The organism is Archaeoglobus sp. (genome assembly GCF_017656475.1).
GTDB lineage: Archaea > Halobacteriota > Archaeoglobi > Archaeoglobales > Archaeoglobaceae > Archaeoglobus.
Genome location: NZ_JACDNT010000008.1, coordinates 44,060 through 66,205, shown reverse-complemented (window position 1 = coordinate 66,205; position 22,146 = coordinate 44,060). Strand labels below are relative to the sequence as shown.

Here is a 22,146-nt window from a genome sequence, read left to right as displayed (position 1 = left end):
CGGAGTTAGAAAACACCTAGAAAAACCTTTAACGAACTTCTCAACCCTCAAGCACATCCCTGCCCCTCTTGAGCAGGAAGGAATACTTCGGGTCTGTTGCTGAGAGCATCGCACTTATTATTGTTTTAAGCTCTTTCCTTTTAATCTCTGCATGTCTGTGGGCATGAATTAGCGGAATGAGGTAACCCTCAGCCTCGTAATTGCAGAGCTTTGCAATAATGCCCTCTTCAATTGGTTTTGTGGATTCAAGCATGTAGATATTCCCTCCATCAGCGAACCTCACAAACGCTCCGTAAATCTCCGCCTTATCGAGATTTCTGAAGTATCTGGAGTACCAGGGCAGAGATTTCTGCAGAACGGGTTTGAATTGGATGAAGCCGGCCTTTTCCTCTCCAAACTGCTCCCTTGCAAGGTAGTCGAGGACCGCAGAATCGGTTATGGATGAGTTTGCTGTAAACTCGCTCGTGTAGAAGCTTTTTGCGACGAAAACAACATTCCTGTCAAGCAATCTGTTCAGAGCGTGCAGATACTCGATGTACTCCATTAGAATCATCAGGTTGTCCTTATCGCCATGCTCTCCTTTCCTGCACCCCATCTCGATTCCGTCGAAGTACTCGCTCCTCGTAAGAAGGTAGTTCTTCCTTGCCACTCCCTTTCTCACGTCTTCGGTAATCTCTCCATACCATTCATCAAGCACTTCAACAAAGTCCTCGATAACTCCTTCAAGGTCGTAGAGTTTTGAGAGTGCTGTATAGACGTCCTTCGTGAGATATGCAGGTGGTCTTATGATCGCCCCCCGAAGCGTCCCGTCCATGAGCACGATATCTTCTTCAGCAATGCTGCCGAGTCTGTATTCGCTTGTGTGCATGTGGAGTCTTATCCTCTCATCGATGTGAATGTGAGGCTTGAGTGTCGTAACCTCATGCATTTCCCTGATATCCTCTCCAACGGAAGCAGCAGAGATTATGTAAAAAACGAGACCGCTAAGCCTCTCAACCCCCCTGCTACCATCCACACCGCATATCGTGGAGGTTTTCGGCTCAGGAAGTGCTTTCCACCTCTGCTTTATCGATCTGGCAATACTCACAACCTTGGAGTAGCTCTCCTCCAGCGTCCTTTCAAAGTCCCTCAGCAACTCGTCACTGAGCCTCCACATACCTAACCCTCGAAACTCCACCCTGCGAGTCTACAAAAATGACCCTGTCTGCAGCATCCTTAAGCTCCTCGTCGTGTGAGACTATTATGACCTGAGGTATCTTCCGGAGATAGTTGGTCGTGACGTCAACAAGCTTTCTCCTCCTTTCCTCATCCAAGAACGGCGTCGGCTCGTCGAGAATCAGCAGCGGTATCCTCCCCCTGATCATGAACATTGAAAGGGCGAGCCTGAAAGCCAGTCCGAGAGCTATGATCTCTCCACCGCTCAGAAATCCTATCTCCCTTTCCTCCCCCTGATAAACAACGAAAACTTTCAGTTTCTCCTTTCCTCTCTCAGTAACCTTCTTCAACCTTATTCCGGAATACTTCCCCTCTGTCAGCTCCTCAAAAATTTCACTTGCGTAACGCTCAACTTCCCTCATTGAGCTCTCAGCTATCAGATTCCTGTACTTTCTGAATTTTTCTCTAATCTTTGTAAGTTCTGGAATTGCTGTTTTCTCAAAAACATCCACCTTCCTCTTGTACTCGTCCATCTTCGCAAGCTGCTCTTTCAGGAAATTCAGGTCTTTTTCTGCAGTTTGCAGACTTTCCTTTAAAATTTCAAGTCTGCTCTTCAACCCTGAAAGCTCCTTTGACTTCTTCAAGTACTCCTCGTTCAGTCTTCTGTGCTCATTCTCACTGTAAACCTCAAGAAGGTCGTCAATCTGAGCCCTTATAGCTTTAAGCTCTTCATTAGCTTTATCAAGGTCTATTTTAGTTTCAGCAATCTCTCTTTCCAGTTTTTCTCTTCTTTTGACTTCATCCTCAAGCCTTTTCGCGGAATCTTTCAGTCCGAGCCATCTGTTGTGGTATTCTCTTAGCCTTTTAACCTCTTTTTCAAGCTCCTCCAGAGATTTGAAATCCTCTTCCTCAACTCTCTTGTAAAGATCCTGCTTTTTATTCTCAATCTCCTTAAGAAGCTCTTCAATCTCTCTCCGCTGATTCTTCAATTCATCGAGTTTGCCTGCTGAGCTTAAGAGGACTTTCTGCTGCCCTCTAAGGCCATCGAGCCTCTCCCTAATCCTTTTGTACTCTTCACTCTCCGCTGTAAGCTTCTCAATATCATGAGCAGAGAGCTCCTCTTCAAGCCCATTTATTTCCTCGACCATTTGTTTGTATTTCAAAACTGCTTCCTGCTTGGCAAGAGTTTTTTCAATCTTTTCAAGCTTCTCTTTCAACGTTTTCTCTACTTCTTCGGCTCTTGCAAGCTCCTCAACTATCTTTCTCATTTCTTCTTTATATTCTACCAGTATTTTCTTTCTGTGCTCATCGTCAAGCTCCCTTCCACAAACCGGACACGAACCTTCGGCAGATTTCAGTTCCTCAACAGCCTTCTTCAGTTGCTTTCCTCTTGTTTTAAGGGACGATTTCTTTGCAGTTAGCTTTTTGAGCTTCTCATCTATCTCTTTTTCCTCCTCTCTTGCCTTTGAGAGCAAAGAGTACAGTTTCTCAACTTTCTCCGGTGTAAGACTCTTTTCGTCCAGCTTTGCCTTTAAACTTTGAAGTCTCTCTATCTTTGCCCTGAGAGTCTCCAGAAGCTTGTAACTGGATTCAAACTCAACAAGTTCTTTTTCAAGTTCTTCTATTCTTCTCCTGACCTCCTCAAGTCTGTTGCTGTCCTCCTCAGCCTTTTTTATTTGGGCATTTATTCCGGCAAGCTTCTCTGCCAATTTCTTCTCTTCTTTCTCTAATTCCTTAATTGCCAGGCTTATCTCGGTCAGAAGTTTTTCAAGTGTAAGAAACCTCTCGGCTTTGGGCCTGAGCTCTTCAGCTTCCTGCGTCATTTTTTCGAGATCCGCTATCCTCTCATTGGCCTCCTCCAGTTGCTTTTCAAGCCCCTTCAGCCTCTCCTCCAGACCTCTTATCTCCTGCAGTTGAGAATTTTCTTGTTTTTTGAGAAGCTCAAGTCTAGTTTTATAATCCTCGAGCTCTTTAAGCCTGATTTTAAGCCCTTCAAGCTCTTCAGATAATCTTTTTTCCAAATCTTGTAGCCTTTCAATTTCGCTCTTCGCTTTAGCAACTTCCTCTTCTTTCTCTTTCTTTCTCCTTTTTATCTCTTCTTCCTGCCTGAGAAATTCTTTCAATCTCTCCTTTTCTCTTTCAAGCATCCTTATTACAGTTCCAAGATTTTTCCACGCGTTCTCGTAATCTTCGATCCTTGTAATCTGCTTTATTATTCTCTCTCTGCTCTCATCGTCCCTTATTATGCTGTCTATCTCTCCCTGCCTGACGTAAATTGCCCCGGTAAAGACGTGCGCTGGGCAGATATGCCTCTCGACCCATTCGGTTATGTTGCTGTCACCCTCAACAATCTCCTTTCCGGTGAGAATTGATTCTCCATTGCTTTTTCTTGAAATTGTGAGCTTTTCACCGTTCAAGTAGAAAGTCAAATTTAGAGAGTACCCCGAGCTGTTAACCCTCACCAGGTCGTTTTTTCTAAGCCCAGCGGGCTTTAATCCATAAAATGAAACGAGAATGGCCTCAAGTATGGAGCTCTTTCCTGCACCATTCCTTCCAGCAATTAGGTTTATTCCTGTATCAAATTCAATTTTTGAGTCCGAATGGGAGCGGAAGTTCTTGATTTGAAGCTCTTTGAGGAGAATCATTCCTCCCCCTCCCCCAGAAAGTCCAAAAGCGTTTTTGGCTTTTTGGTTTCTTTCTTGCCCTCTATCGGCTTTGTTTTCTCTTCGACTGGCTCAGGCTCCGGTTCTGTTTGCTCCTCAGCCATCTCTTGGATTTTCTCATCCATTACCTCCTGCTTTTCAACATCCCCACCGGAGAGATAATGGTCAACAATCAGCCTGTAAACCTCGTCCTCATCCGCCTCTCCCCTCAGAAGGTCAAGAAGCTTTAGCTCGAACTCATTGAAAAACTCACTTTCCTGCTTCAACTCAACCTCCTCTACTTCCTCAAAAATCCTCTCAAACCTGATTTCGGCGTAACGCAACCTCTTTGCCGCAACCTCGTTGAATCTCCTGACATCCACCGCATCACCGCATTTCAGCTTGGCAATCATAACTCCCTCTTTGTCCAGCTTTTCTAAAACCTCAAAAAATTTCTTCTCCAGCCCCTCAAATCCTTCGTCCTCTATTTCGACGTCATAAAGCTCTCTGGTGCCAATCTCAACGAATTCCGGCTTGAAGTTCTTAACGAGCAGAAATCCCTTCTTAATCCCATCTTTTAAAGCTAGATCGCTTTTGTATCTTATGATTCTCGAAGCTTCCCTGAGGTCATAACGCTCAACGGAGCCGGGATAAGCTATAAATCTGCCGTTGAATTCGTAAATCCTGGGCATGTGGATGTGTCCAAAGGCATAGTAGCTCGCCTCAGGTAAATCGCTGATTGTTAGTTCATAAGCCATATCAAGCTCGATATCCACAACCTCTTTCACCGCTTGATGCAAAACGAGGACGCTCTTCTCACTCTCCGGCTTCAGCAACGGCAAAACCTTTTCAAGCTGCCACCTGCTTCTGTGCCTATCACCAAGAATCTCGACATCACCTACGACGCCCTTAACTAGGTAAACGTTCTGAATTTTCAGACTTCTTACGTTGTCTCCAGAAACCGGGCTTCTTCTCAGCCCGATGACGTTCAACAGTCCAAGTGATTCAAGGAGATGGTAGGCTGAGATGTCCCTCGAGGTTTTGTCGTGATTCCCTTCAACAGCAAAAACTGGAATGTTTTCCTTCCTGAAAATCCACAGCGTCTCGACCGCCTCTTTGATGGTTCTCGGACTTGGAAGACTGCGGTGGAAGAGGTCGCCAGCTATAACCACAAAATCCACATCCCTTTCAACCGCCTTCTCCGCAATAGCCATAAAGGCTTTTGCAAAATCCTCAGCCCTCCAGGGCTGGTTGTACTGCTCATAACCGAGATGGACATCGGCTATGTGGGCAAACTTCATACTGCCAAATCCTCTAAGGTTACCTGCTTCTTCTGCTCTTCCTCTCTACCAAGCCACTCCTCGACGACATCTATGTCCCTTCCACCATAGTTTCCTGCAAATTTTCTTATCTTTACTGCTACTGGCAGCTTCACCGCTGGTCCCACAACAACAGCCTCTCCCACACCGAGAGATGCGATGTCCTTCAGCAGGTCTTCGCTGATTTGCTCGCTCGCATTCTGAACATACCTCTGGTCGTTCGGTTCGGTAATTCTGAGGATAATTTTGGTGTTGCACTGACTTAAAACATCATCATTCAGCCTCTTAGGCCTCTGGCTCACTATTCCCAACCCTATGCCGAACTTCCTCCCCTCTCTGGCAATCCTTCCCATCCACGTCACCACGTCGTTGTTTACACCTTTAGGAGCGAAGATGTGTCCTTCCTCAAACACCACAAGGAGAGGCTTGACGATTGCCGGGCAGACCTTCTCCCATCCCTTCTTTCCCCTCACATAGTTGATTCTCCCCACAAGAAGATTCCTGAGCAGATAAGCAACGACAACCCTCATCTGCCCCTCGTCAAAGCCGCTGAGGTTCACCACATTGAGGTAGCCGGGCTTGATGTTCGCAAGCATGTCGTTCTGACTCAGCAAATCCTCGTACCTTCTCATGAAGGACGAAACGTACTCCTTTATCCTCGCCAAAGCATTCAAATCCTGTCTGTCAAGGGTGGCAACTCTCTTCACCCCATTGAAATCATAGTATTCCGCCTCCCCCTTGCCGGCAGCGATGTTAATCCAGTCCTCCGCAATGTCAAGAACTCTCTCGACGAACTCTCTTCCCACCTTTCCCTCATGCCTCACAGTGGTGAAAATCCTTTCAAGGTGCATTCTCTGCACGGCCGCTTTTTCCCTGTCAACACCAACCAGGCTGGCAAACTCCCAGGGTTCAAGCCTTTCAGGCCTTATACCAGCAGGAACAACGTTCTTCCCCTTCTCGCTGCCATCCTCAAACGTGTAGCCCACGTACTCCCCATGAGGGTCGATGAGCACAACAGTACCATTCAGCTTCTTAACAATATCGTTGACCAAGACTGCAACCGTGTTCGATTTCCCACCACCGGTAACGGAGAGAATTGCGAAGTGCCTCAGAACGAGCTGCTTTATGTCCAACGAGACGGAAATATCAGGCCTAGCAATCATTCTGCCAAGCTCAACGCCTTTCTCGCATTTGAAAAGGGACGAGAGCATGTCATCATCTGCAAGAAATACTTCAGAATTGGGTTTGATTGGTGTGCGGTTTGGATAAACCTCTCCATTCCTAACTACCCCTATTACCGTCGCTGTTGCCACAATCACATCATTTCTCTCTATCAGCTTCCTCGAAAAGTCCAGGTTCTTGACCAAATACTCAAAGCTGAAGCCCTCGTCGAGAATCATCCGGTTGAAGTTCGAGATTTCCCTTACAATACCTATTACCTCTTCCCCATCACGATTCATCGCTGTAACATATTCACCAAATTTCGGAATCGCTGACGGATTTACGGCAAAGCTAAAATCCGTTATTGAAGACTTTCCCATTACCAAGCCCACATTCTGCACGCTACTACTTGAACAAACAAAATAAAAATCTTTATCTTCCCCTGGTTTTGACAGCATATTGATTGTGATAAAACCCTTTTGAGTCATTTTTCGCAAAATCAGAAATTATTGAGTTTCAAAGATTGTGAATATATGCAAATTTAATTTCGCAAAAAACGAAAGTTTTAAAATATGGAAAAATAGTTGAAGATTGTGAACGTGCTAAGAAGAGGTGAGTAAATGGAAGAAGTGTATATTGTAGAATATGCGAGAACACCATTTTCTAGGAGTAGGCCGAAAAAGCCGGAAAGAGATGTCTTCCATCAGATAAGAGGAGATGAACTGATGGCGATGGTTCTGGAAAAGCTGCCTGAAAAGGCGGGAGTTGAAAAGAAGGATGTTGGAAGAATTCTACTCGGATGTGCTTTTCCCGTGTCTGAGAACTGGCCCTATGGAGGGAGGATGTCTACGCTGCTGGCAAAGTACCCGCCTGAAACCTCCGCATCTCATGTGGACATGCAGTGCGCGTCATCGCTGGCCACTACTGCCTACGCTTATCTGGAGATAGCGAGCGGGAACGAAGACATGATGATATCGGGCGGTTACGAGCACATGACGAGAGTGCCAATGGGAGCTGACAATCCGCACGTCACACCGAACCCCAAACTGATTACGGAGGAGTACAAGGACTACAGAATGGAAATAGGTTTCGTGATGGGCCTGACTGCGGAAACGCTCTTCGAAATGGCCGGCTACCTCACAAAGGAGGATCTCGACAGGTGGTCTCTAAGAAGTCACCAGCTTGCAGCAAAAGCTCTAGAGGAGGGATACTTCAAGGGAGAGATAATTCCTGTAGAAGCACCTCAAGCTGATGGTAGCGTTATAACGGTAGACTCAGATCAGTCCATACGTCCTGACACGACTCTGGAGAAAATTGCCTCTCTGCCACCAGCATTCAAGCCGGGAGGTGTGATTACTGCTGGCAATTCCTCACCGCTCAACGCCGGTGCTTCTGGATTGCTGCTTGCATCAAAGAAGAAGGTGCAGGAGCTCGGTCTTGAGCCGATAGCAAAAGTCATTGGATACGGCACAGCGGCAGTTCCACCGTACATAATGGGCGCAGGACCTGTTCCTGCATGCAGAAAGGCACTGGAAAAAACTGGCTTGAAGGTCAGCGACATTGATTACTGGGAAATAAATGAGGCATTTGCTGTTGTGCCCCTCTATGCAATCCACGAGCTTGGAATTGAGCCCGAAAAGGTGAATATACACGGAGGGGCGATAGCAATAGGCCATCCTCTTGCTGCAAGCGGTGCTAGGCTAATAGGAACTCTGGCCAGAATATTGCATGAGAAGAGCGGTGATTATGGTATTGCCACAGCCTGCGTTGGAGGAGGACAGGGAGCTGCAGTGGTGATTGAGAGAGTTTGATTTTTTATTTTTAAGTGAGATGGAAGTATATGGAAAATTGGAATGGCGAGAACATGGCAATATTCGATGATGTCTTTGTGCCGTGGGATCGCGTTTTTATGTGTGGAGAGAACAAGTATGCCATTCTCGCAGCACACCTCTTCGCCCCCTTCCACAGGCACAATGGCTGTGGCGGGAGTGTATGGAGGAGTTTCGCCGGTTATGGAAGAAATAGCGATCTGGAGAAGCTACGATTTCGAAAAGAAGGAAATTGCAAAATACCTGGGTAAGATAACCTCTCAAGGAATGATTTGAGTTTGCCTTAAATGCTCTCGAAGCTGACAATTTCTTCGAGCTTTTTTCTCTCATATTTTGGCTTTGGGTCTGCAGGATATCCGACTGGCATTATCGTCTGCAGCTTGAGGTCTTCGGGGGCATTCACGACCTTTTCGACTTCTCTCGGATTCGGTGGTGTGTATGTCACAGTCCCAAGGCCAAGCTCCTCAAGAGCGAGCAGTAAGTAGCCAATTGCCAGCCACACGGACTGGAGCCAGTATGGATACCTCCTTATCCCGAAAACCAGGATAAGGTAAGGGGCCTCACTCAGAAACGGCTTCTGCCAGTTAAACTTCCTCTCCTTCAGCCAGTTGCCAAGTTCTCCACCAACTTTCTCGTGGAACTCCTTCTCCATTCTTTCACAAGTTTCTCTTATCTTGCCCTTGGTCTCCGGATTGGATACGATGAGAAAGTGCCACGGTTGGGCGTTCATTCCAGATGGAGCTTCCCTTGCCACTTCTATCGCCTTCAGAACCAGATTTTCAGGTGGAGAGTGTGGAAGGAATGCTCTTACCGTTTTTCTATTCCTTGCAAGATTGAGGATGTGCATGGTCTACGTTGGTCTAAATTGTAAATTATTTTCCGAAGAATGAGTATACAAACTCCGTAAAAAATACAGAAAGAAGATATTCAGTTTGCAGAACCTTAGTTTATACTTTTTATTTCCGAGTACAAATCTTCAAGAGCCCTTAGATAGTCAAGCTCTCCACGCTCGATTGCGTCCATTCTGCTCTCAAGGTCCCTTGTCCTCTCCTCAGAGACGAATTTTGCGTACTTTTTAGCCAAGTAGCTATACACATCAAGTCCAAGTCTGGTGGGAATTATTCTCCTGTACTTCTCTACAACGTAATTTCTCATGAAAAGCCTGTCAACGATGGTTGCGTATGTCGAGGGCCTCCCGATGCCCCTTTCCTTCATCAGCTGAATTACCTCGGACTGCGTCAACGGCAGAACTTTCGGAACAGTTCTAATCTCTGCCTTAACCCTGAATGTTCCTTCTGGCAGCTCATTTTTAACCCAGACCGATTTGTAAAGCTCATACGCCCTCCCTTCGGCTTTTACAACTCTCTCCTCCTCAACGCTTTTTCCGTCGAACTCTACGGAGTATTTCTTTATCACCACCTTAAATGGTCTGCACTGAGATGCCATGAAGCGCCTGAAAATTAGGTCGTAGAGAGCAAAGTGCTCCCTTCTGAGGTTCTCAACAACCAGCACCCCTTCCTGAATGAGCCTCTGAACGTCATCCCTTGTAAGCGGTCTTGTGGGCCTTATACACTCGTGCGCACCACCCTCCCCCCAGTCTCTCCCCACGAAATCCTCTCCGAGGTATTCTCTGGCAATCCTTTGCCCAACATCGCTCACACGGGTCGAGTCTGTTCGGTGGTAGGTTATCAGACCATTCTCGAAGAGCTCTTGGGCAATCTGCATGGTCTGCTTGACTGGAAGCTTTAAAATTCTGTTTGCATCGCTCAGCAGAGTCTCTGTGGTATATGGAGGTAAGGGGTTTTTCAGCTCTTCCCTCTCTTCAACGAGCCTTATTGTGAGGTCGAACTCACTTTCATCGTGCTCAAGAACGAGGTCGAGGTCGCGGAGAATTGCGATTTTCTTTTTCTCCCTCGACTCCTTGTATCTGCGTATTATCCAGCCGAGAACCGGAGTTTGAGCTCTGCCAGCAGAGAGGTTGCGGTTGTTGAACCTCTCCCACAGTTTCTGGCTTAAAACAAAGCCAATCCAGCGGTCCTCTATCCTCCTGACAACCTGCGCCCTGACGAGATTCTCATCCACATCACGCAGTGATTCAAGGGCTTCCAGAATTGCTCTTCTTGTAACTTCATGAAATTCTGCTCTCTTCACCACTCCACATCCGGAAAGTAGGTTTCTGAGGTCCCACGCTATCTTCTCGCCTTCCGTGTCCGGGTCGGTGCCAACAATGACAAACTCAGCATCGTGTGCGAGCTTTCTGAGAGCTTCAATCCTGACCTTTGAATTGTCTATATCACTCCCACCACACTTTGGACAGCTGTCCCTCTCTTCTGTAAACTGATAACCGCAACCTCTGCACCTCTTTATGGAGGAGTACACAGGCACAAATTTCCCGTTCACAAGCACGCCGTGGAACCCTCTATTTGTGATAAGGTCTACTACATGTCCGATGCTCGCCGTGACCATCAGCACGAACTTCTCCATCGGAATCTCGTAAACAACGGCACCCTCCAGAACCTTCACACTTGGCTTGCCAAAGAAGCGTGAAATCTGCCTCGCCTTTGTTGGGCTCTCAACGATGAAAAGGGCCGGCTTTATTAGGTCGAACTCCTGCCTTCTCCTGTACTTCTCTCTGCTTTCATCGAGCTCTTTGGAAAGACTCTCGAAATCGATTTCGTCTATGCTTCTGAACTCGATATCGTAGAGCTTTGCCCTCTCAACGAAGGCTGAAAGAATTTCTGCATCATCTTCAAGCAGGAAGCTCGCACCCTTTGTCATTCCTCCGGCAAATAGCCTCGAAGTTCTGCCAGAACCCTGAACGTAGGTCCTCAGGTCGGGGAAAATCACCTCCCCCTCCCTGACAACGACATCTTTCGCCTGAGGCTTTTCCTTCCCCACCACTCTTTTCAGAATCTCTCTTACTTCGTCAATGTGCTTCTCAACAGCCGGCAAAACCTTCTCGATCTCCGGAATATGGCGGTAGAGGTAAGCGAGGAGCTTGAGCATATTCGGGCTGAGGGAGTCGATATCCTCAATTGTGACTCTGAAAACAGGACATCCGACAAATACAGCAAACCTTATCCTTTCCGGTAAGTCAAGACCTCTAACGAGAGTTCCGTAGTAATGTGCTGTGCCTACAAGGTGGTCAATTTCACCTTCCACGAACTTTTCGTAGTCGCTTTTTCTTGTTGCAGTTACAATGCCAACCCTGAACTCCTCCTTGAGAGACTCGTAAATTTTTTCCGCTTCCTCGGCTGTTCTGGCATAGATTATCCCGCCTGTTCCGAGTTTTCTAAGAATTGTCGCGACCATCTCAATGCTCTCATTGTTCACGGCAACATCCTCGACGTTTCTTACCGTAATTCTGGAAGAACCTATGTCGAAGTTCAGCAGCGTTCTGAAAAGCTCGGCCTTCTTTCCCTTCTTTGCCGTGGCTGTTGAGACCATCAAACATCCTCTCGCCCTACCCTTCCAGGTTTTTGTTTTGGAGTCGTAGTAGAGGCCAAGAAGGTTCAGAAGTCTATCAACGTTCTTTGAAGCTTTCAGGATTGCATCTACATCATCAACAAAGATGAAGTCGAAGAGCCCCAACTCCCTGTGATACCTGGACAGAAACTGAGTTGTTGTTATAACGATCCTGAAATTTCTCAAATTCTGCATGAAGTTCTCTTTCTCAGCTTTCGGCAGTTTTCCGTGATAATAGCCCAAGAGATTCCTATCAAGTTCTAGACCTAATTTTTCTGCATAATTTTTTATGGTTTCAGCCGCCTGAATCACAAGGAGAGAAGTCGGAAAAACGACATAGCATCTTTTCCCTTTTAAACTGAGATAAAGGGACATTGCCAGACCGAAAGAAGTTTTACCAACTCCTGTGGGAGCTGTGGCGGCAAAACTCTCATTTCTCAGTATTCTCTTTGCCCACATTTTCTGTATTGTTCTCGGCTCACCAACGCATTTTTTGAAAAACTCCACAAACTCTCTAACCAGATAATCTTCCGGCCTCAAACACAGATTTTTCCCCTTCTTGAAGCACTTGTGCTTCTCAATCTCATTACTCTCAAGGTCTTCCCCACAGACCGGGCAAAGGTTTGAGTAAACAACGGGAATCATCGAAATGAATGGGAGAGAAAAGATAAAAAATTAATCCTCAAAGGCAGTTTGTGGATGCTGCAATAGTCGGTGGTGGCCCTGCTGGAAGTCTGACGACAATTTTGCTCGGCAAAAGGTATGACGTAGCATTATTCGAGGAGCACCAGACTGCAGGTTTTCCTGTGCAGTGTGCTGGCTTAATCAGCGATAACTGCTATCAGAAGCTGAAAGAGTACTGCAATGCGAAGAAAGCTCTGGAAAACAGGGTAAAAGGAGCCTTTTTCTTTTCCCCCTCCGCCAGTGTCGTTCTAGAGGGCATAGGTGAAGCGGTGGTTGTTGAGAGAAAATTGCTTGACACACTGCTTTTTGAGGAAGCTTCAGAGAGAGCGGATGTCTTTGTAAAGGAGAAAGTCAAGTTTGACGGGTTCAAGATTAAGACTCATTTAAGGGAGATTCTGGCTGAAAAAATAATCGGGGCGGATGGTGTGAACTCCACCGTAAGTCAGCACTTTAAATTTCCAAAGCCAGGATTTTTTACTGCCGTTCAGGCTGAAATGAGGTTTGAAGCTTTAGACGAAAAGTACGTGGAGCTTTACTTTGGAGAAAAGTGGAGCGACTCTTTTTTTGCCTACGCAATACCTCTGGGTGATACGGCGAGAATAGGAGTTGTCAGCAAAAGCAATCCGATGCACTACCTGAAAAATGTGGTTGAGAAGCATCCCTCTGTTTCAGGCAGAGTCAAGGGGAATGTAATCGAACTGAACGTTGGAGCGATTCCGGAAAGGCTTGTCAAATTTTCGAAAGACAGGGTGGCACTTATTGGCGATTCAGCCGGGATGGTCAAGCCCTACACGGGTGGGGGGCTTTACTACCTGCTCGTGGCAGCAGAGAAGCTTGCTGAAAGCTTTCCAGATCTCAGAGAGTACGAGAAAAGATATCTGAGCGAGATGAAAAACGAGTACAGGTTCGGATATCTGGTGAGAAAACTATATTCTTTCCCCGACGAGAAGCTTGAGCAGCTTTTTTACGCGATGAGCGATTTTAACTTCTCAGGAGTGCACATGGACAGCCCTTCAACTCTAATCAGAAAAATTACCGACGTATCCTTAAGGCTTCTAAAAAGACCATCTCTTGCCTTTTATCTTCTAAAAAATCTAATAATCTAGCTTTATCAGAACATAATCGCCGTCCTCAATCCTTGGGATTACCTCTCCTTCTCTGATTATTACTCTCTCAAACTCTCCCTTTCCGAGCTTTTTAACGAGATTTTCGTAGAATTCGTATAACCTCACAATCTCCTTTCCTCTCTCAGTAAGGACTGTCCTTCCTCCACCGCTTCCTCCTTTTTCACTCTCAACAACCTTTCCGACAGCTTTCTCCATTTTCTTGATGTATCCCCAGACATATCTGTAAGACATTCCAAGCTTTTTGCTCGCCCCGGAAATTGAGGCTTCTTCGTCTATGGCTTTTAAAATAGCCACACCACCTTTCCCTGCAACATGCTTTTCCTCTTTCTCAATCCACAATCTGAATTTGATATCCATAAACTCTGTCTAAGTATGCCTTAATTTCCTTTTCTCCTTATCAGGTTGAAGTAAACGTTCTCAAGTCTCGGAACTTCTCTCTCAATCTCAAGCACTTTTCCGCCCTGCTCCTTAACTTTTTCAACAAATTCAAGTAATTCATCTATCTCTGACAGTTCTACACTTTCCCTTCGCCCGTTGAAAGAGTAATCAACCCTGTATGTGGTGTTTTGACCAATCAGTTCTCCGAGACTTCCTGAGTAAAGAACTTCACCACCCTTCATCACCACAACCTTGTCCGCTATTCTCTCAACATAGTACATGTTGTGGGCTGAGAAAACTATTATCTTTCTCCTCTCAGCCAGCTCTCTCATCAGCTCAGCTATGCTCAGAGAGGTTGTCGGATCAAGCCCGCCGGTTGGCTCATCATAAATTAGCACATCAGGGTCGTGGAGGAGAGTTCTGGCTATGGAGACTTTTCTCTTCATCCCTTTCGATAGCTCTGCGATGTACTTGTCCGGTAGATTCAGCCTCTTAAGAAGCCCGTCAATGTTTGCCCTCACACCGTAAATCTCAGCAAAAAGGTTGAGGTATTCAGAGACGGTCATGTTGTCGTAAAGCGCGTCTATTTCAGGCAGGTACCCAATAATTCTCTTAGTGTCTTCACCAAAATCTCTGCCAAAGTATTTTACCTCCCCACCATCCGGTTTTATCAGACCCGCCAGAATTTTAAGTGTGGTAGATTTTCCGGCTCCATTTTCACCTATTAGTCCCAGAACTTCTCCCTTCTTCACCGAGAAGCTGATTCCCCTTACAGCCTCAAAGTTCCCGTATCTTTTAACGAGATTTCTGACCTCAAGCACCATTGGTTATTGACTTTGGAAGATATAAAGTTTAATAGTTGCGTGACAAAAATACAAACATGTGGAAAAAAGTCGCTGAAAAGTTCGATAAGTATCCCTCTCAAATTGCGGTTGCAAGAGAATTCCTCAGGCTCGGCATCTCAGTCAGAAACGGCAAGGCTTACTGCGACAAAATAGAGCTTGTTCCAACCAAAATTGCCGAGGCCATAGGGGTTGACAGAAAGGTGGTTCTTGCGGCCATTCAGAACATAGAGAGTGACGAGGAGCTGAGGAAAGTTTTTTCAGCGCTGAAGCCAGTGGCGAACATAGCTGAGGTTGCGAGAATTCTCGGCTTCGGAGTTCTTGAGGTCTATGCTGAGAGTCACAAGGTTGGTATTGTGGCGGGCGTTACATCAGCCCTCGCCAATGCAGGCATATCGATAAGGTACATTCTCGCAGAAGACCCAGAGCTTAGTGTTGAGTCAAAGCTGACGGTTGTGACAGAAACGAAGATTCCAGGTGCTGTTGTTGAAGAAATTCTCAAAGTTGATGGAGTGGAAAAGGTGCTGATAAGTTAAACATAAATAACTTGGTGAACTCTTGTTATCATGCGAAAAAGTCTGCTAATCTTGATTCTGCTGCTTGCTGTAGAGGTCGCTCACGCAGAGGGTGTCTCGGTAAGCTACCAAGTCTCGCCGGAAATCCTTCTTCCGGGCGATTATGCTGATGTAACACTAACCCTCGCCAACCCATCCACATCCGATGTGAAGGTTAACTCCATTGTAATCTCTGGAGCAAAGGCTGAGCCATCAGCGATATACTCTGTTGGAACTATTCCCAGCAGTGGTAGCTACACCATGACCTTCTCGGTTAAAGGTGAGCAGGTCGGGAGAAAAAATCTTCAGGTAAAAATCTCAACCGAGAACGAGACGATTACGCAGAACATCATGCTTGTAGTTGACGACAACTTTCCCTCTTTAACCATATCATCTCCCGTCTATAGGGGAGTTGTTAATGAAGTTGAATTTTACGTTTCCTCACCTGTCGAGCTTAAGGACGTCAAAGTGGAGGCATTGTTTGATGCTATACCCAAGACAGCCTACCTCGGCGACTTTTCCGGAGGAAAGGAGGGCAAAATAAAGTTCATTCCGAATTCGGACAAGCTTAAGTTCAAAATCTCTTTCTACAACGGCAGAAACTACCATGAAGTTGAGAGGGAAGTGACATTGCGGCTGGTAAACCCGCAAAACGTCGTGCTGAACGTAACTTCACCCTACAAAACCCTTTTCATCGGCGATGCCATTCCGATTCCGGTTGAGGTCACAAATCTGAGAAGTGATACCATTTACGACATCACCGTTTCTGCCGAATCGCCTCTTGGAAGCCTATCAAGCCCCGTCAGCATTGCAAAACTCGAAAGCGGTGAAAGCAAGACTTTGAGCTTCATATTCAGCCCATCAAAGGCCGGTGAGGGGGAGGTTGTTTTCAGAGTTGATTACAAGGACGAGCTCGGAAACGAGATGAGCGTGGACAAGAGATTCACAATTGAGGTCTTGGACAGCTACGCCGTAATGCTTACGAACATCAATGTGGCGAGAGAGGGGCTGAAGTACAGCGTTTCGGGTGATGTGAGCAACAACGGAAGGGGTGAGGTTTACAATGCCTACGCAATAGGAGAATGTGGCGGGTTCAGGACAGCCTACTTCATCGGAAATATCGACCCCTCGGACTTCCAGAGCTTCGAGCTTCCTGTTGAGTGCAACGGGAGCGTCAAGGTTACCGTGCAGTGGTCAAACGAGATAGGAGAGAACTTTGCCATCTCCGAAATCGTGGAACTTAAGGGAAAGAGCTTTGTTGAGGTTGAGGAAAATCCGATGCCGACATACATCTCCATCGCTGTTGCTGTGGTTATTCTGGCAATCGTGGGCTTCATAATATACAGGCAGATTAGAAAATGAAGGTCGTAGAGCTGAGGAACGTTTACAAAATTTACAGAACGGAGTATTATGAAGTAAGGGCGCTTGATGGAATAAGCATGGATGTCGAGGATGGGGAGTTTGTTGTCATAATGGGGCCCTCTGGGAGCGGGAAATCAACCCTGCTGAATCTTATAGGCTGTCTCGACAAGCCGAGTGAGGGAGAGGTGCTTATCAACGGTGTTGAGACGTCAAATTTGAACGATAATCAGCTTACCGAGCTGAGGAGGGATACCATAGGCTTCATCTTCCAGACATACAACCTCATCCTAACTCTAACCGCGCTGGAAAATGTGGAGCTTCCGATGATTTTCAGGGGGCTGGGCAGGGAGGAGAGGGAAGAGAGGGCGAAGGAGCTCCTCAGAAGTGTGGGGCTTGAGAAGGAGATGAACAGAAAGCCGAATGAAATGAGCGGGGGGCAGCAGCAGAGAGTTGCCATTGCGAGGGCTCTGGCAAACAATCCGAAAATTCTGCTGTGCGATGAGCCAACAGGCAATCTTGACACGAAATCGGGGGAGCAGGTCATGGAAATTATAAGGCACCAGAACGAGGAGCTTGGGGTTACGGTAATTCTCGTCACTCACGACCCGTCACTTGCAAAATATGCAGATAGAGTGATAAGGCTCAGGGATGGAAAGATAGAGAGTGTTGAACATGTTTCTTGAGCTTGCAAAGAGGAACCTGCAGAGAGCTAAGGTAAGAAGTCTTCTGGCTGTAGTAGGAATACTGATTGGTGTAATGGCTGTCTCCGCAATCGGCATTTTTGGAGAAAGTCTGAAGGCGGCAGTTGCCCAGAACTTCGAGGAGGTAGCGAATGAACTAATAGTAAGCCCGAATTTTCAGGAAGGTTACAAGTATCTTGAGGAGAAGGACATAAACAGGATTAAAAAGCTTCCAAACGTGGCTGAGGCGATAGCGATTAAGTCAGACTCTTTGCTGATTGAAACGAAGAAAAAGAAGTCCTATACAGTAGTTTACGCAATGGATGAAAAGGATGTTGAGGAGATGTTCGAAGCGGAAAAGGGTTCGATAAGGCTCAAAAGCAGTTGTGTTGTCGGAAAGAGGCTTGCTGAGTTCGCTGAAATTAGGGTTAACTCGAAAATCACCATTGGAGGTAGAGAGTTCAGAGTCGCAGCCATTCTCGAAGACACCGGGGCGAGGTTCGACATAAATCCGAATTCGGCTGTGATCCTCTCTCCAGAGGACTTCGAAAAAGTCAGCGATGTTGGGTACACACTGCTGATAGTGAAAGCTGATAGTCTGGAGAAGGTGGATGACGTTAAGAATGAGATCGAGGAAAAGATTAACAGCAGGGATGAAAAAGTGGTCGTTTTTGACCTTAAAATAATTCTTGAGGGAATAGACGAGGCTTTTTCCCAGATTAACATCTTTCTGATGGCTATAGCATCAGTTTCCCTGCTTGTCGCTGGAGTCAGCATTCTCAACATCATGCTGATGTCAACAATCGAAAGAACGAAGGAAATAGGCATTATGAGGGCAATAGGCGCGTACAGGTCGACTATTCTGAAAATTTTCCTAATGGAAGCTCTTATTCTTGGTCTGATTGGCAGCGGGATAGGAAGCGTTCTGAGTGTGGTAGGAGGTTATTTAATTGACTTGGCTATTCTTCAGGATGCAAGCTACGTTTTTCAGCTTTCGACTCTTCTGTACATAACTCTTGGTTTTTGCGTAGGGGTTTTCGTTTCAGTGGTTAGCGGTCTTTATCCTGCCTGGAAGGCATCCCGCCTGGAGCCTATCGAAGCTTTGAGGTACGAGTAAAGTGGGAAGACCAAAACTTAAAAAAGAGTGAAACACTCGTTAAAAGCATGAGAAGTGATGAGGTTAAGAGAGGAATAGACAGGGTAGCCCACAGGGCTCTTCTCAAAGCTCTTGGCGTGACTGATGATGAGATGGACAAGCCTTTCATCGGAGTTGCCAACGCCTACAACACAATTGTTCCCGGCCATATGACTCTTGACAAGTTGACTCAAGCGGTGAAAGAGGGAGTTTACGCTGCAGGAGGTGTGCCTTTCGAGTTTGGCATAATAGGGATCTGTGACGGTATAGCCATGGGACATGAGGGGATGTGCTATTCCCTGCCATCAAGAGAGATTGTTGCTGACAGCATAGAAGCGATGGTTGAGGCCCACAAGTTTGATGGACTTGTGGTGGTTGCGAGCTGTGACAAAATCATTCCCGGAATGCTGATGGCGATGCTCCGCCTGAACATTCCTGCTATAGCGGTCACAGGAGGGGCAATGATTTACGAGAGAGTTGGTGGAGAGAAGGTGTCGATCAAAGATGCGTTCGAGGCTGCAGGGATGTACAAGTCGGGAAAGCTGGATGATGCAGGATTAAAGCTTTACGAGGACTTCTGTGCCCCGTCCTGCGGAAGCTGCCAGGGTCTATACACGGCCAACAGCATGCAGCTCTTGACAGAGACGCTCGGTTTAAGCCTGCCGTACTGCTCAACTTCTCCATGTCCGTCTTCGAGAAAGCTTAGAATAGCAAAGCAGAGCGGAAAGAGGGTGGTTGAACTTGTCAGGCAGGACTTCAAACCACTTGATTTCATCAACGAGAGGTCGTTCGAGAATGCCATCACAATGGACATGCTTGTCGGGGGTTCAACCAACACCGTCTTGCATCTGCCCGCAATTGCTAGGGAAGCGGGTATAAAGCTGAGCCTCGACCTCTTTGACGAGATAAGCAGGAGAACTCCGCACATCGTCTCAATTGACCCCGCAAGCAAGGAGATGATTGTTGACTTGGACGAGAGCGGAGGAGTTCCGATGCTCATAAAGAAGGCTAAGAAGTACTTCCATGACGAAATGACCGTGAGCGGAAAAACGCTTTACGAGATTGCGGAGATGGCGGTGCTTAGAGGGAGGGACATAATAGCTTCTCCTGACAACCCGCTTCACAAAGAGGGAGGTATAGCGATTCTCAAAGGCAATCTGGCAGAGAACGGGGCTGTAATTAAAGCTGCTGCAGTTAGCGAGGACATGATGAAGTTCGAAGGAACGGCAAAGGTTTACGATAGCGAGAAGGAGGCTCTGAACGCAATACTGGATGGAAAGGTTGAGGAGGGAGATGTTGTTGTGATAAGGTACATGGGGCCAAAGGGTGCTCCGGGAATGCCGGAGATGCTCCTGCCAACTGCAGCCATTTCAGGGCTTGGACTGCAGAAGGTTGCCTTAATCACTGATGGAAGGTTTAGCGGTGCAACGAGAGGGCCGTGCATAGGCCACGTCTCACCTGAAGCAGCAGTTGGAGGTAACATTGCCCTCGTCGAGGAGGGAGATACGATTTCAATTGACATTCCTGCGAGGAAGCTTGAGTTGAAGGTCAGCGAGGATGAGCTTGCAGAGAGAAGGGCGAAATGGAAGCCCAAGGAAAGGGAGTTGAAGGGGTATTTGGCAAAGTATGCGAAGCTTGTAATGGGGGCTGAAGACGGTGCCGCCCTTCTTTGATTTTTTATCTCTAGGAATCGGATTCTTTGTCTTTCTTCTGTCAGCAATAGTGCTTCCGGGCATTTTCATCTGGATTGGGCTGAAGGCTATAGGAAAAGAGAGAGGAGTGCTGAGATGCGGAATGGCAAACCTTGCTGCCTTTGTCATCACGTCATTTGTGGCGTTTATCCTGCATTTCACACCTCTGGTAATTATACTTCCCTTTTTGGGATTTCTGATTTACCTCTACGTCCTCAAAACGCTGCTCGACATAAGCTTCATTGAAGCCTTCGCAGCAACGATAATAGCAGGAGCCGTGATATTTCTGGTTTCAGTTGCTCTGCTGCTCATCTTCGGAGTCTGGATGTTATTCTTCACACCACCGCCAATGCAGATGGGGCATGCAAAGTTTTAGAAAAGCGGGACTCTGGAAGACTTTTCGAGTTCAACAGCTTTTTTCCATTTTTCAAGGCATTTACAATCCAGCCCTTCAAGCAGAGAGATATCCTGAGTGAGCGAGAAATCCCTGATAGCTCTTGCCACTTTTTCATCGCACTTTCCGCAGTTATGCGGGCCTCGCTGCTTTCCCGCAGCCACAGGATCGCTCAGTATCTCAACACCAGCTTCCTTTGCCTCTCTGAGCACCTCTACTGCACTCCACAGCCAAGGTGGGCGGTAGAGTTTTGCCCTCCACAGCCTCTCTACAAGAGTGCCTTTCTGGACATTTGTGAGGTTCAGGGAGAATACGTCGACGTATTTTTTGGCTGCGATGACTGATTTTATAGCATCTTCAATCGCTTCCCCCTCAGCCAAGAAAGGAGGCTTTAGTAAAAGGTAGCACTTAACTCTGAATCCTTCGTTTCTCAGCACTGTTGCGGCCCTCTTGAAATCATCAAAGCTGAAGCCTTTGTTTATGCATAGCTCCCTTATCCTGTCATTGGCTGTTTCAAGGCCGATGCCAACCTCCAAGTTTACACCTTCAAACTCTTTGAGTTTATCTTCCGCAATGTACTCTGGTCTGCTCTCAACGATTAGCTTTTTCAACCCAGCCTGATTGAACCTCTCCAGAATGTAAGCTCTAATTTTTGGTGGAACTTCTGCATCATCGAAGAAACTTCCAGAAGTGAAAATTTTGAGCACCTGTTCATTTTCAAGCTGCTCGAATGCGTAGTTGATCTGCTGAATCAGCTCTTCTTCGCTTGCAGGGTAAGCATCGCTGGTGTAACCGCACATATAGCACCGGTCCCAACTGCAACCCCTCGTTCTCAGGATGACCGTCATACAGTTTACAATCTCTCCGTCAAGCCTCTCCTTCTCTTTCCAGATTATGGGTTTAGAAATAGAAGTCATATCTCACACTTCTCCTCCCAATCCTTTTTCCGTAGTAAAGCCCGGCAGCAAGTCCGGCGAGGTGAGCGATATTGGCGACGTTGGTATAAAACACACCTGTGTAGCTAGCGATCATCATCCAGAAGTCGTAGGCTGCGAAAAGAAACAATGCAGTTCGAATGCTGATCGGAATCGGAATGGGGAAAATGATTATTCTGATTTCAGGAGCAATCATAGCCAAGCATCCCATAACTCCAAAAATCGCCGCTGAAGCCCCAAGTGCTGGGGCAAAGCTTCCCACAGCATAGGAGTAGGCAATGTAGCCGATGTTCCCTACAAGACCCGATACGAAGAATATCTCGATGTATTTCCGATCTCCGAGTCTCCTCTCAAGCTCGGTTCCGAAAAAGAGCAGCACGAACATGTTGACGAAGAAGTGCCAGAACTCGACATGGAGGAAGATGCTGGTGATTAGCTGCCATGGCATTGACAGCAAAACCTCAATTTGGGGGTGGAGGGCGAAAAGATAAACCATCTCGTGGGGGGCGAGTATGGATATGAAGAAAAGGATTGTGCAGGTTACCAGCACAATGTTGTTCGCCCCATACTTCATCAAACCGATGCCCCCTCTCCTTTTTACGGGCTGAGGAGGCGTCCTTCTCTTCACATTAACGGGAACATTCCAGTACTCATCCAGTCCGTCACAGTCGTGGTTTTCAGGCAGTCTGTGTTCTGCACAGAAAGTCCCACCACAGTATCTGCATTTGAAGGGAAGAGTAACCTCCTTACCACACACATCACAGCGAGCCACTCAAATGACTGGGGGCGGAAA

19 protein-coding genes are annotated in these 22,146 nt (G+C 46.8%); 9 read left to right on the top strand and 10 right to left on the bottom strand.

What is annotated here, in order from left to right:
* Nucleotides 1–40: 40 nt before the first annotated feature.
* The 4 genes from H0Z19_RS03965 to H0Z19_RS03950 are packed head-to-tail and all read right to left on the bottom strand — an operon-like array spanning nt 41 to nt 6,678.
* Entirely contained in the window at nt 41–1,156 is a 1,116-nt protein-coding gene (locus H0Z19_RS03965; protein ID WP_290724045.1) for a DNA double-strand break repair nuclease NurA, read from the bottom strand.
* A complete protein-coding gene (gene rad50 / locus H0Z19_RS03960; RefSeq protein WP_290724043.1) occupies nt 1,140–3,800 on the bottom strand; it encodes a DNA double-strand break repair ATPase Rad50 in 2,661 nt (886 codons plus the stop codon). Before rad50 ends, H0Z19_RS03965 begins: the two co-directional genes overlap by 17 nt.
* Nucleotides 3,797–5,098, bottom strand: coding sequence for an exonuclease SbcCD subunit D (locus H0Z19_RS03955; RefSeq protein WP_290724041.1), 1,302 nt, complete (start codon nt 5,096–5,098; stop codon nt 3,797–3,799). Before H0Z19_RS03955 ends, rad50 begins: the two co-directional genes overlap by 4 nt.
* Nucleotides 5,095–6,678 (bottom strand): ATP-binding protein, encoded by a 1,584-nt coding sequence (locus tag H0Z19_RS03950; RefSeq protein WP_290724038.1) that lies wholly within the window; start codon nt 6,676–6,678, stop codon nt 5,095–5,097. Before H0Z19_RS03950 ends, H0Z19_RS03955 begins: the two co-directional genes overlap by 4 nt.
* A 219-nt stretch (nt 6,679–6,897) precedes the next feature.
* On the opposite strand from H0Z19_RS03950, the gene H0Z19_RS03945 reads away from it, so the two are divergent.
* Together H0Z19_RS03945 and H0Z19_RS03940 are read left to right on the top strand one after the other, a co-directional pair.
* A complete protein-coding gene (locus H0Z19_RS03945; RefSeq protein WP_290724037.1) occupies nt 6,898–8,088 on the top strand; it encodes an acetyl-CoA C-acetyltransferase in 1,191 nt (396 codons plus the stop codon).
* A gap of 117 nt (nt 8,089–8,205) precedes the next feature.
* Complete coding sequence (locus tag H0Z19_RS03940) at nt 8,206–8,382, top strand: hypothetical protein (protein ID WP_290724035.1); 177 nt, start codon at nt 8,206–8,208, stop codon at nt 8,380–8,382.
* Nucleotides 8,383–8,389: 7 nt separating this feature from the next.
* Here H0Z19_RS03940 and H0Z19_RS03935 read toward each other — a convergent pair whose 3' ends face one another.
* Together H0Z19_RS03935 and rgy are read right to left on the bottom strand one after the other, a co-directional pair.
* The gene (locus H0Z19_RS03935; protein WP_290724033.1) at nt 8,390–8,953 is read right to left on the bottom strand and encodes a nitroreductase family protein; all 564 of its coding nucleotides are present in this window, start codon (nt 8,951–8,953) and stop codon (nt 8,390–8,392) included.
* Between the two features lie 95 nt (nt 8,954–9,048).
* Nucleotides 9,049–12,216, bottom strand: coding sequence for a reverse gyrase (gene rgy, locus H0Z19_RS03930; protein WP_290724031.1), 3,168 nt, complete (start codon nt 12,214–12,216; stop codon nt 9,049–9,051).
* A 50-nt stretch (nt 12,217–12,266) separates the two neighbouring features.
* On the opposite strand from rgy, the gene H0Z19_RS03925 reads away from it, so the two are divergent.
* Nucleotides 12,267–13,361 (top strand): NAD(P)/FAD-dependent oxidoreductase, encoded by a 1,095-nt coding sequence (locus H0Z19_RS03925; protein ID WP_290724029.1) that lies wholly within the window; start codon nt 12,267–12,269, stop codon nt 13,359–13,361.
* On the opposite strand, the gene H0Z19_RS03920 is transcribed toward H0Z19_RS03925, so the two are convergent.
* Together H0Z19_RS03920 and H0Z19_RS03915 are read right to left on the bottom strand one after the other, a co-directional pair.
* Nucleotides 13,350–13,739: a winged helix-turn-helix domain-containing protein gene (locus H0Z19_RS03920; RefSeq protein WP_290724027.1), complete on the bottom strand. Its 390-nt coding sequence runs from the start codon at nt 13,737–13,739 to the stop codon at nt 13,350–13,352. The genes H0Z19_RS03925 and H0Z19_RS03920 overlap by 12 nt on opposite strands.
* Before the next feature lie 20 nt (nt 13,740–13,759).
* The gene (locus H0Z19_RS03915) at nt 13,760–14,584 is read right to left on the bottom strand and encodes an ABC transporter ATP-binding protein (RefSeq protein WP_290724025.1); all 825 of its coding nucleotides are present in this window, start codon (nt 14,582–14,584) and stop codon (nt 13,760–13,762) included.
* A 56-nt stretch (nt 14,585–14,640) separates the two neighbouring features.
* Here H0Z19_RS03915 and H0Z19_RS03910 point away from each other — a divergent pair, with 56 nt between their 5' ends.
* Genes H0Z19_RS03910 through H0Z19_RS03885 form a run of 6 tightly spaced genes read left to right on the top strand, consistent with a single transcriptional unit; the run spans nt 14,641 to nt 20,400 of the window.
* The gene (locus H0Z19_RS03910; RefSeq protein ID WP_290724024.1) at nt 14,641–15,138 is read left to right on the top strand and encodes an ACT domain-containing protein; all 498 of its coding nucleotides are present in this window, start codon (nt 14,641–14,643) and stop codon (nt 15,136–15,138) included.
* Between the two features lie 30 nt (nt 15,139–15,168).
* The gene (locus H0Z19_RS03905) at nt 15,169–16,518 is read left to right on the top strand and encodes a COG1361 S-layer family protein (RefSeq protein WP_290724023.1); all 1,350 of its coding nucleotides are present in this window, start codon (nt 15,169–15,171) and stop codon (nt 16,516–16,518) included.
* Complete coding sequence (locus H0Z19_RS03900) at nt 16,515–17,201, top strand: ABC transporter ATP-binding protein (RefSeq protein ID WP_290724022.1); 687 nt, start codon at nt 16,515–16,517, stop codon at nt 17,199–17,201. Before H0Z19_RS03905 ends, H0Z19_RS03900 begins: the two co-directional genes overlap by 4 nt.
* The gene (locus tag H0Z19_RS03895) at nt 17,191–18,315 is read left to right on the top strand and encodes an ABC transporter permease (RefSeq protein WP_290724021.1); all 1,125 of its coding nucleotides are present in this window, start codon (nt 17,191–17,193) and stop codon (nt 18,313–18,315) included. Before H0Z19_RS03900 ends, H0Z19_RS03895 begins: the two co-directional genes overlap by 11 nt.
* A gap of 47 nt (nt 18,316–18,362) precedes the next feature.
* Nucleotides 18,363–20,006, top strand: a complete 1,644-nt coding sequence (gene ilvD, locus H0Z19_RS03890) for a dihydroxy-acid dehydratase (protein WP_290724020.1) — start codon at nt 18,363–18,365, stop codon at nt 20,004–20,006.
* Entirely contained in the window at nt 19,990–20,400 is a 411-nt protein-coding gene (locus H0Z19_RS03885; protein ID WP_290724019.1) for a hypothetical protein, read from the top strand. The genes ilvD and H0Z19_RS03885 overlap by 17 nt, the downstream gene beginning before the upstream one ends.
* Here the strand turns inward: H0Z19_RS03885 and H0Z19_RS03880 are convergent.
* Together H0Z19_RS03880 and H0Z19_RS03875 are read right to left on the bottom strand one after the other, a co-directional pair.
* Complete coding sequence (locus H0Z19_RS03880) at nt 20,397–21,335, bottom strand: archaeosine biosynthesis radical SAM protein RaSEA (RefSeq protein WP_290724017.1); 939 nt, start codon at nt 21,333–21,335, stop codon at nt 20,397–20,399. The genes H0Z19_RS03885 and H0Z19_RS03880 overlap by 4 nt on opposite strands.
* The gene (locus tag H0Z19_RS03875; RefSeq protein ID WP_290724015.1) at nt 21,319–22,125 is read right to left on the bottom strand and encodes a rhomboid family intramembrane serine protease; all 807 of its coding nucleotides are present in this window, start codon (nt 22,123–22,125) and stop codon (nt 21,319–21,321) included. The genes H0Z19_RS03880 and H0Z19_RS03875 overlap by 17 nt, the downstream gene beginning before the upstream one ends.
* Nucleotides 22,126–22,146 lie beyond the last annotated feature (21 nt).

Excerpts from the sequence above, each read along its gene's own strand:
- H0Z19_RS03955 (WP_290724041.1), bottom strand. The coding sequence starts at position 5,098 with ATGAAGTTTGCCCACATAGCCGATGTCCATCTCGGTTATGAGCAGTAC.
- H0Z19_RS03880 (WP_290724017.1), bottom strand. The coding sequence starts at position 21,335 with ATGACTTCTATTTCTAAACCCATAATCTGGAAAGAGAAGGAGAGGCTT.
- H0Z19_RS03945 (WP_290724037.1), top strand. The coding sequence starts at position 6,898 with ATGGAAGAAGTGTATATTGTAGAATATGCGAGAACACCATTTTCTAGG.
- H0Z19_RS03940 (WP_290724035.1), top strand. The coding sequence starts at position 8,206 with ATGCCATTCTCGCAGCACACCTCTTCGCCCCCTTCCACAGGCACAATG.
- H0Z19_RS03910 (WP_290724024.1), top strand. The coding sequence starts at position 14,641 with ATGTGGAAAAAAGTCGCTGAAAAGTTCGATAAGTATCCCTCTCAAATT.
- H0Z19_RS03900 (WP_290724022.1), top strand. The coding sequence starts at position 16,515 with ATGAAGGTCGTAGAGCTGAGGAACGTTTACAAAATTTACAGAACGGAG.
- H0Z19_RS03965 (WP_290724045.1), bottom strand. The coding sequence starts at position 1,156 with ATGTGGAGGCTCAGTGACGAGTTGCTGAGGGACTTTGAAAGGACGCTG.
- H0Z19_RS03935 (WP_290724033.1), bottom strand. The coding sequence starts at position 8,953 with ATGCACATCCTCAATCTTGCAAGGAATAGAAAAACGGTAAGAGCATTC.
- H0Z19_RS03915 (WP_290724025.1), bottom strand. The coding sequence starts at position 14,584 with ATGGTGCTTGAGGTCAGAAATCTCGTTAAAAGATACGGGAACTTTGAG.
- rgy (WP_290724031.1), bottom strand. The coding sequence starts at position 12,216 with ATGATTCCCGTTGTTTACTCAAACCTTTGCCCGGTCTGTGGGGAAGAC.
- ilvD (WP_290724020.1), top strand. The coding sequence starts at position 18,363 with ATGAGAAGTGATGAGGTTAAGAGAGGAATAGACAGGGTAGCCCACAGG.
- H0Z19_RS03895 (WP_290724021.1), top strand. The coding sequence starts at position 17,191 with ATGTTTCTTGAGCTTGCAAAGAGGAACCTGCAGAGAGCTAAGGTAAGA.
- H0Z19_RS03905 (WP_290724023.1), top strand. The coding sequence starts at position 15,169 with ATGCGAAAAAGTCTGCTAATCTTGATTCTGCTGCTTGCTGTAGAGGTC.
- rad50 (WP_290724043.1), bottom strand. The coding sequence starts at position 3,800 with ATGATTCTCCTCAAAGAGCTTCAAATCAAGAACTTCCGCTCCCATTCG.
- H0Z19_RS03920 (WP_290724027.1), bottom strand. The coding sequence starts at position 13,739 with ATGGATATCAAATTCAGATTGTGGATTGAGAAAGAGGAAAAGCATGTT.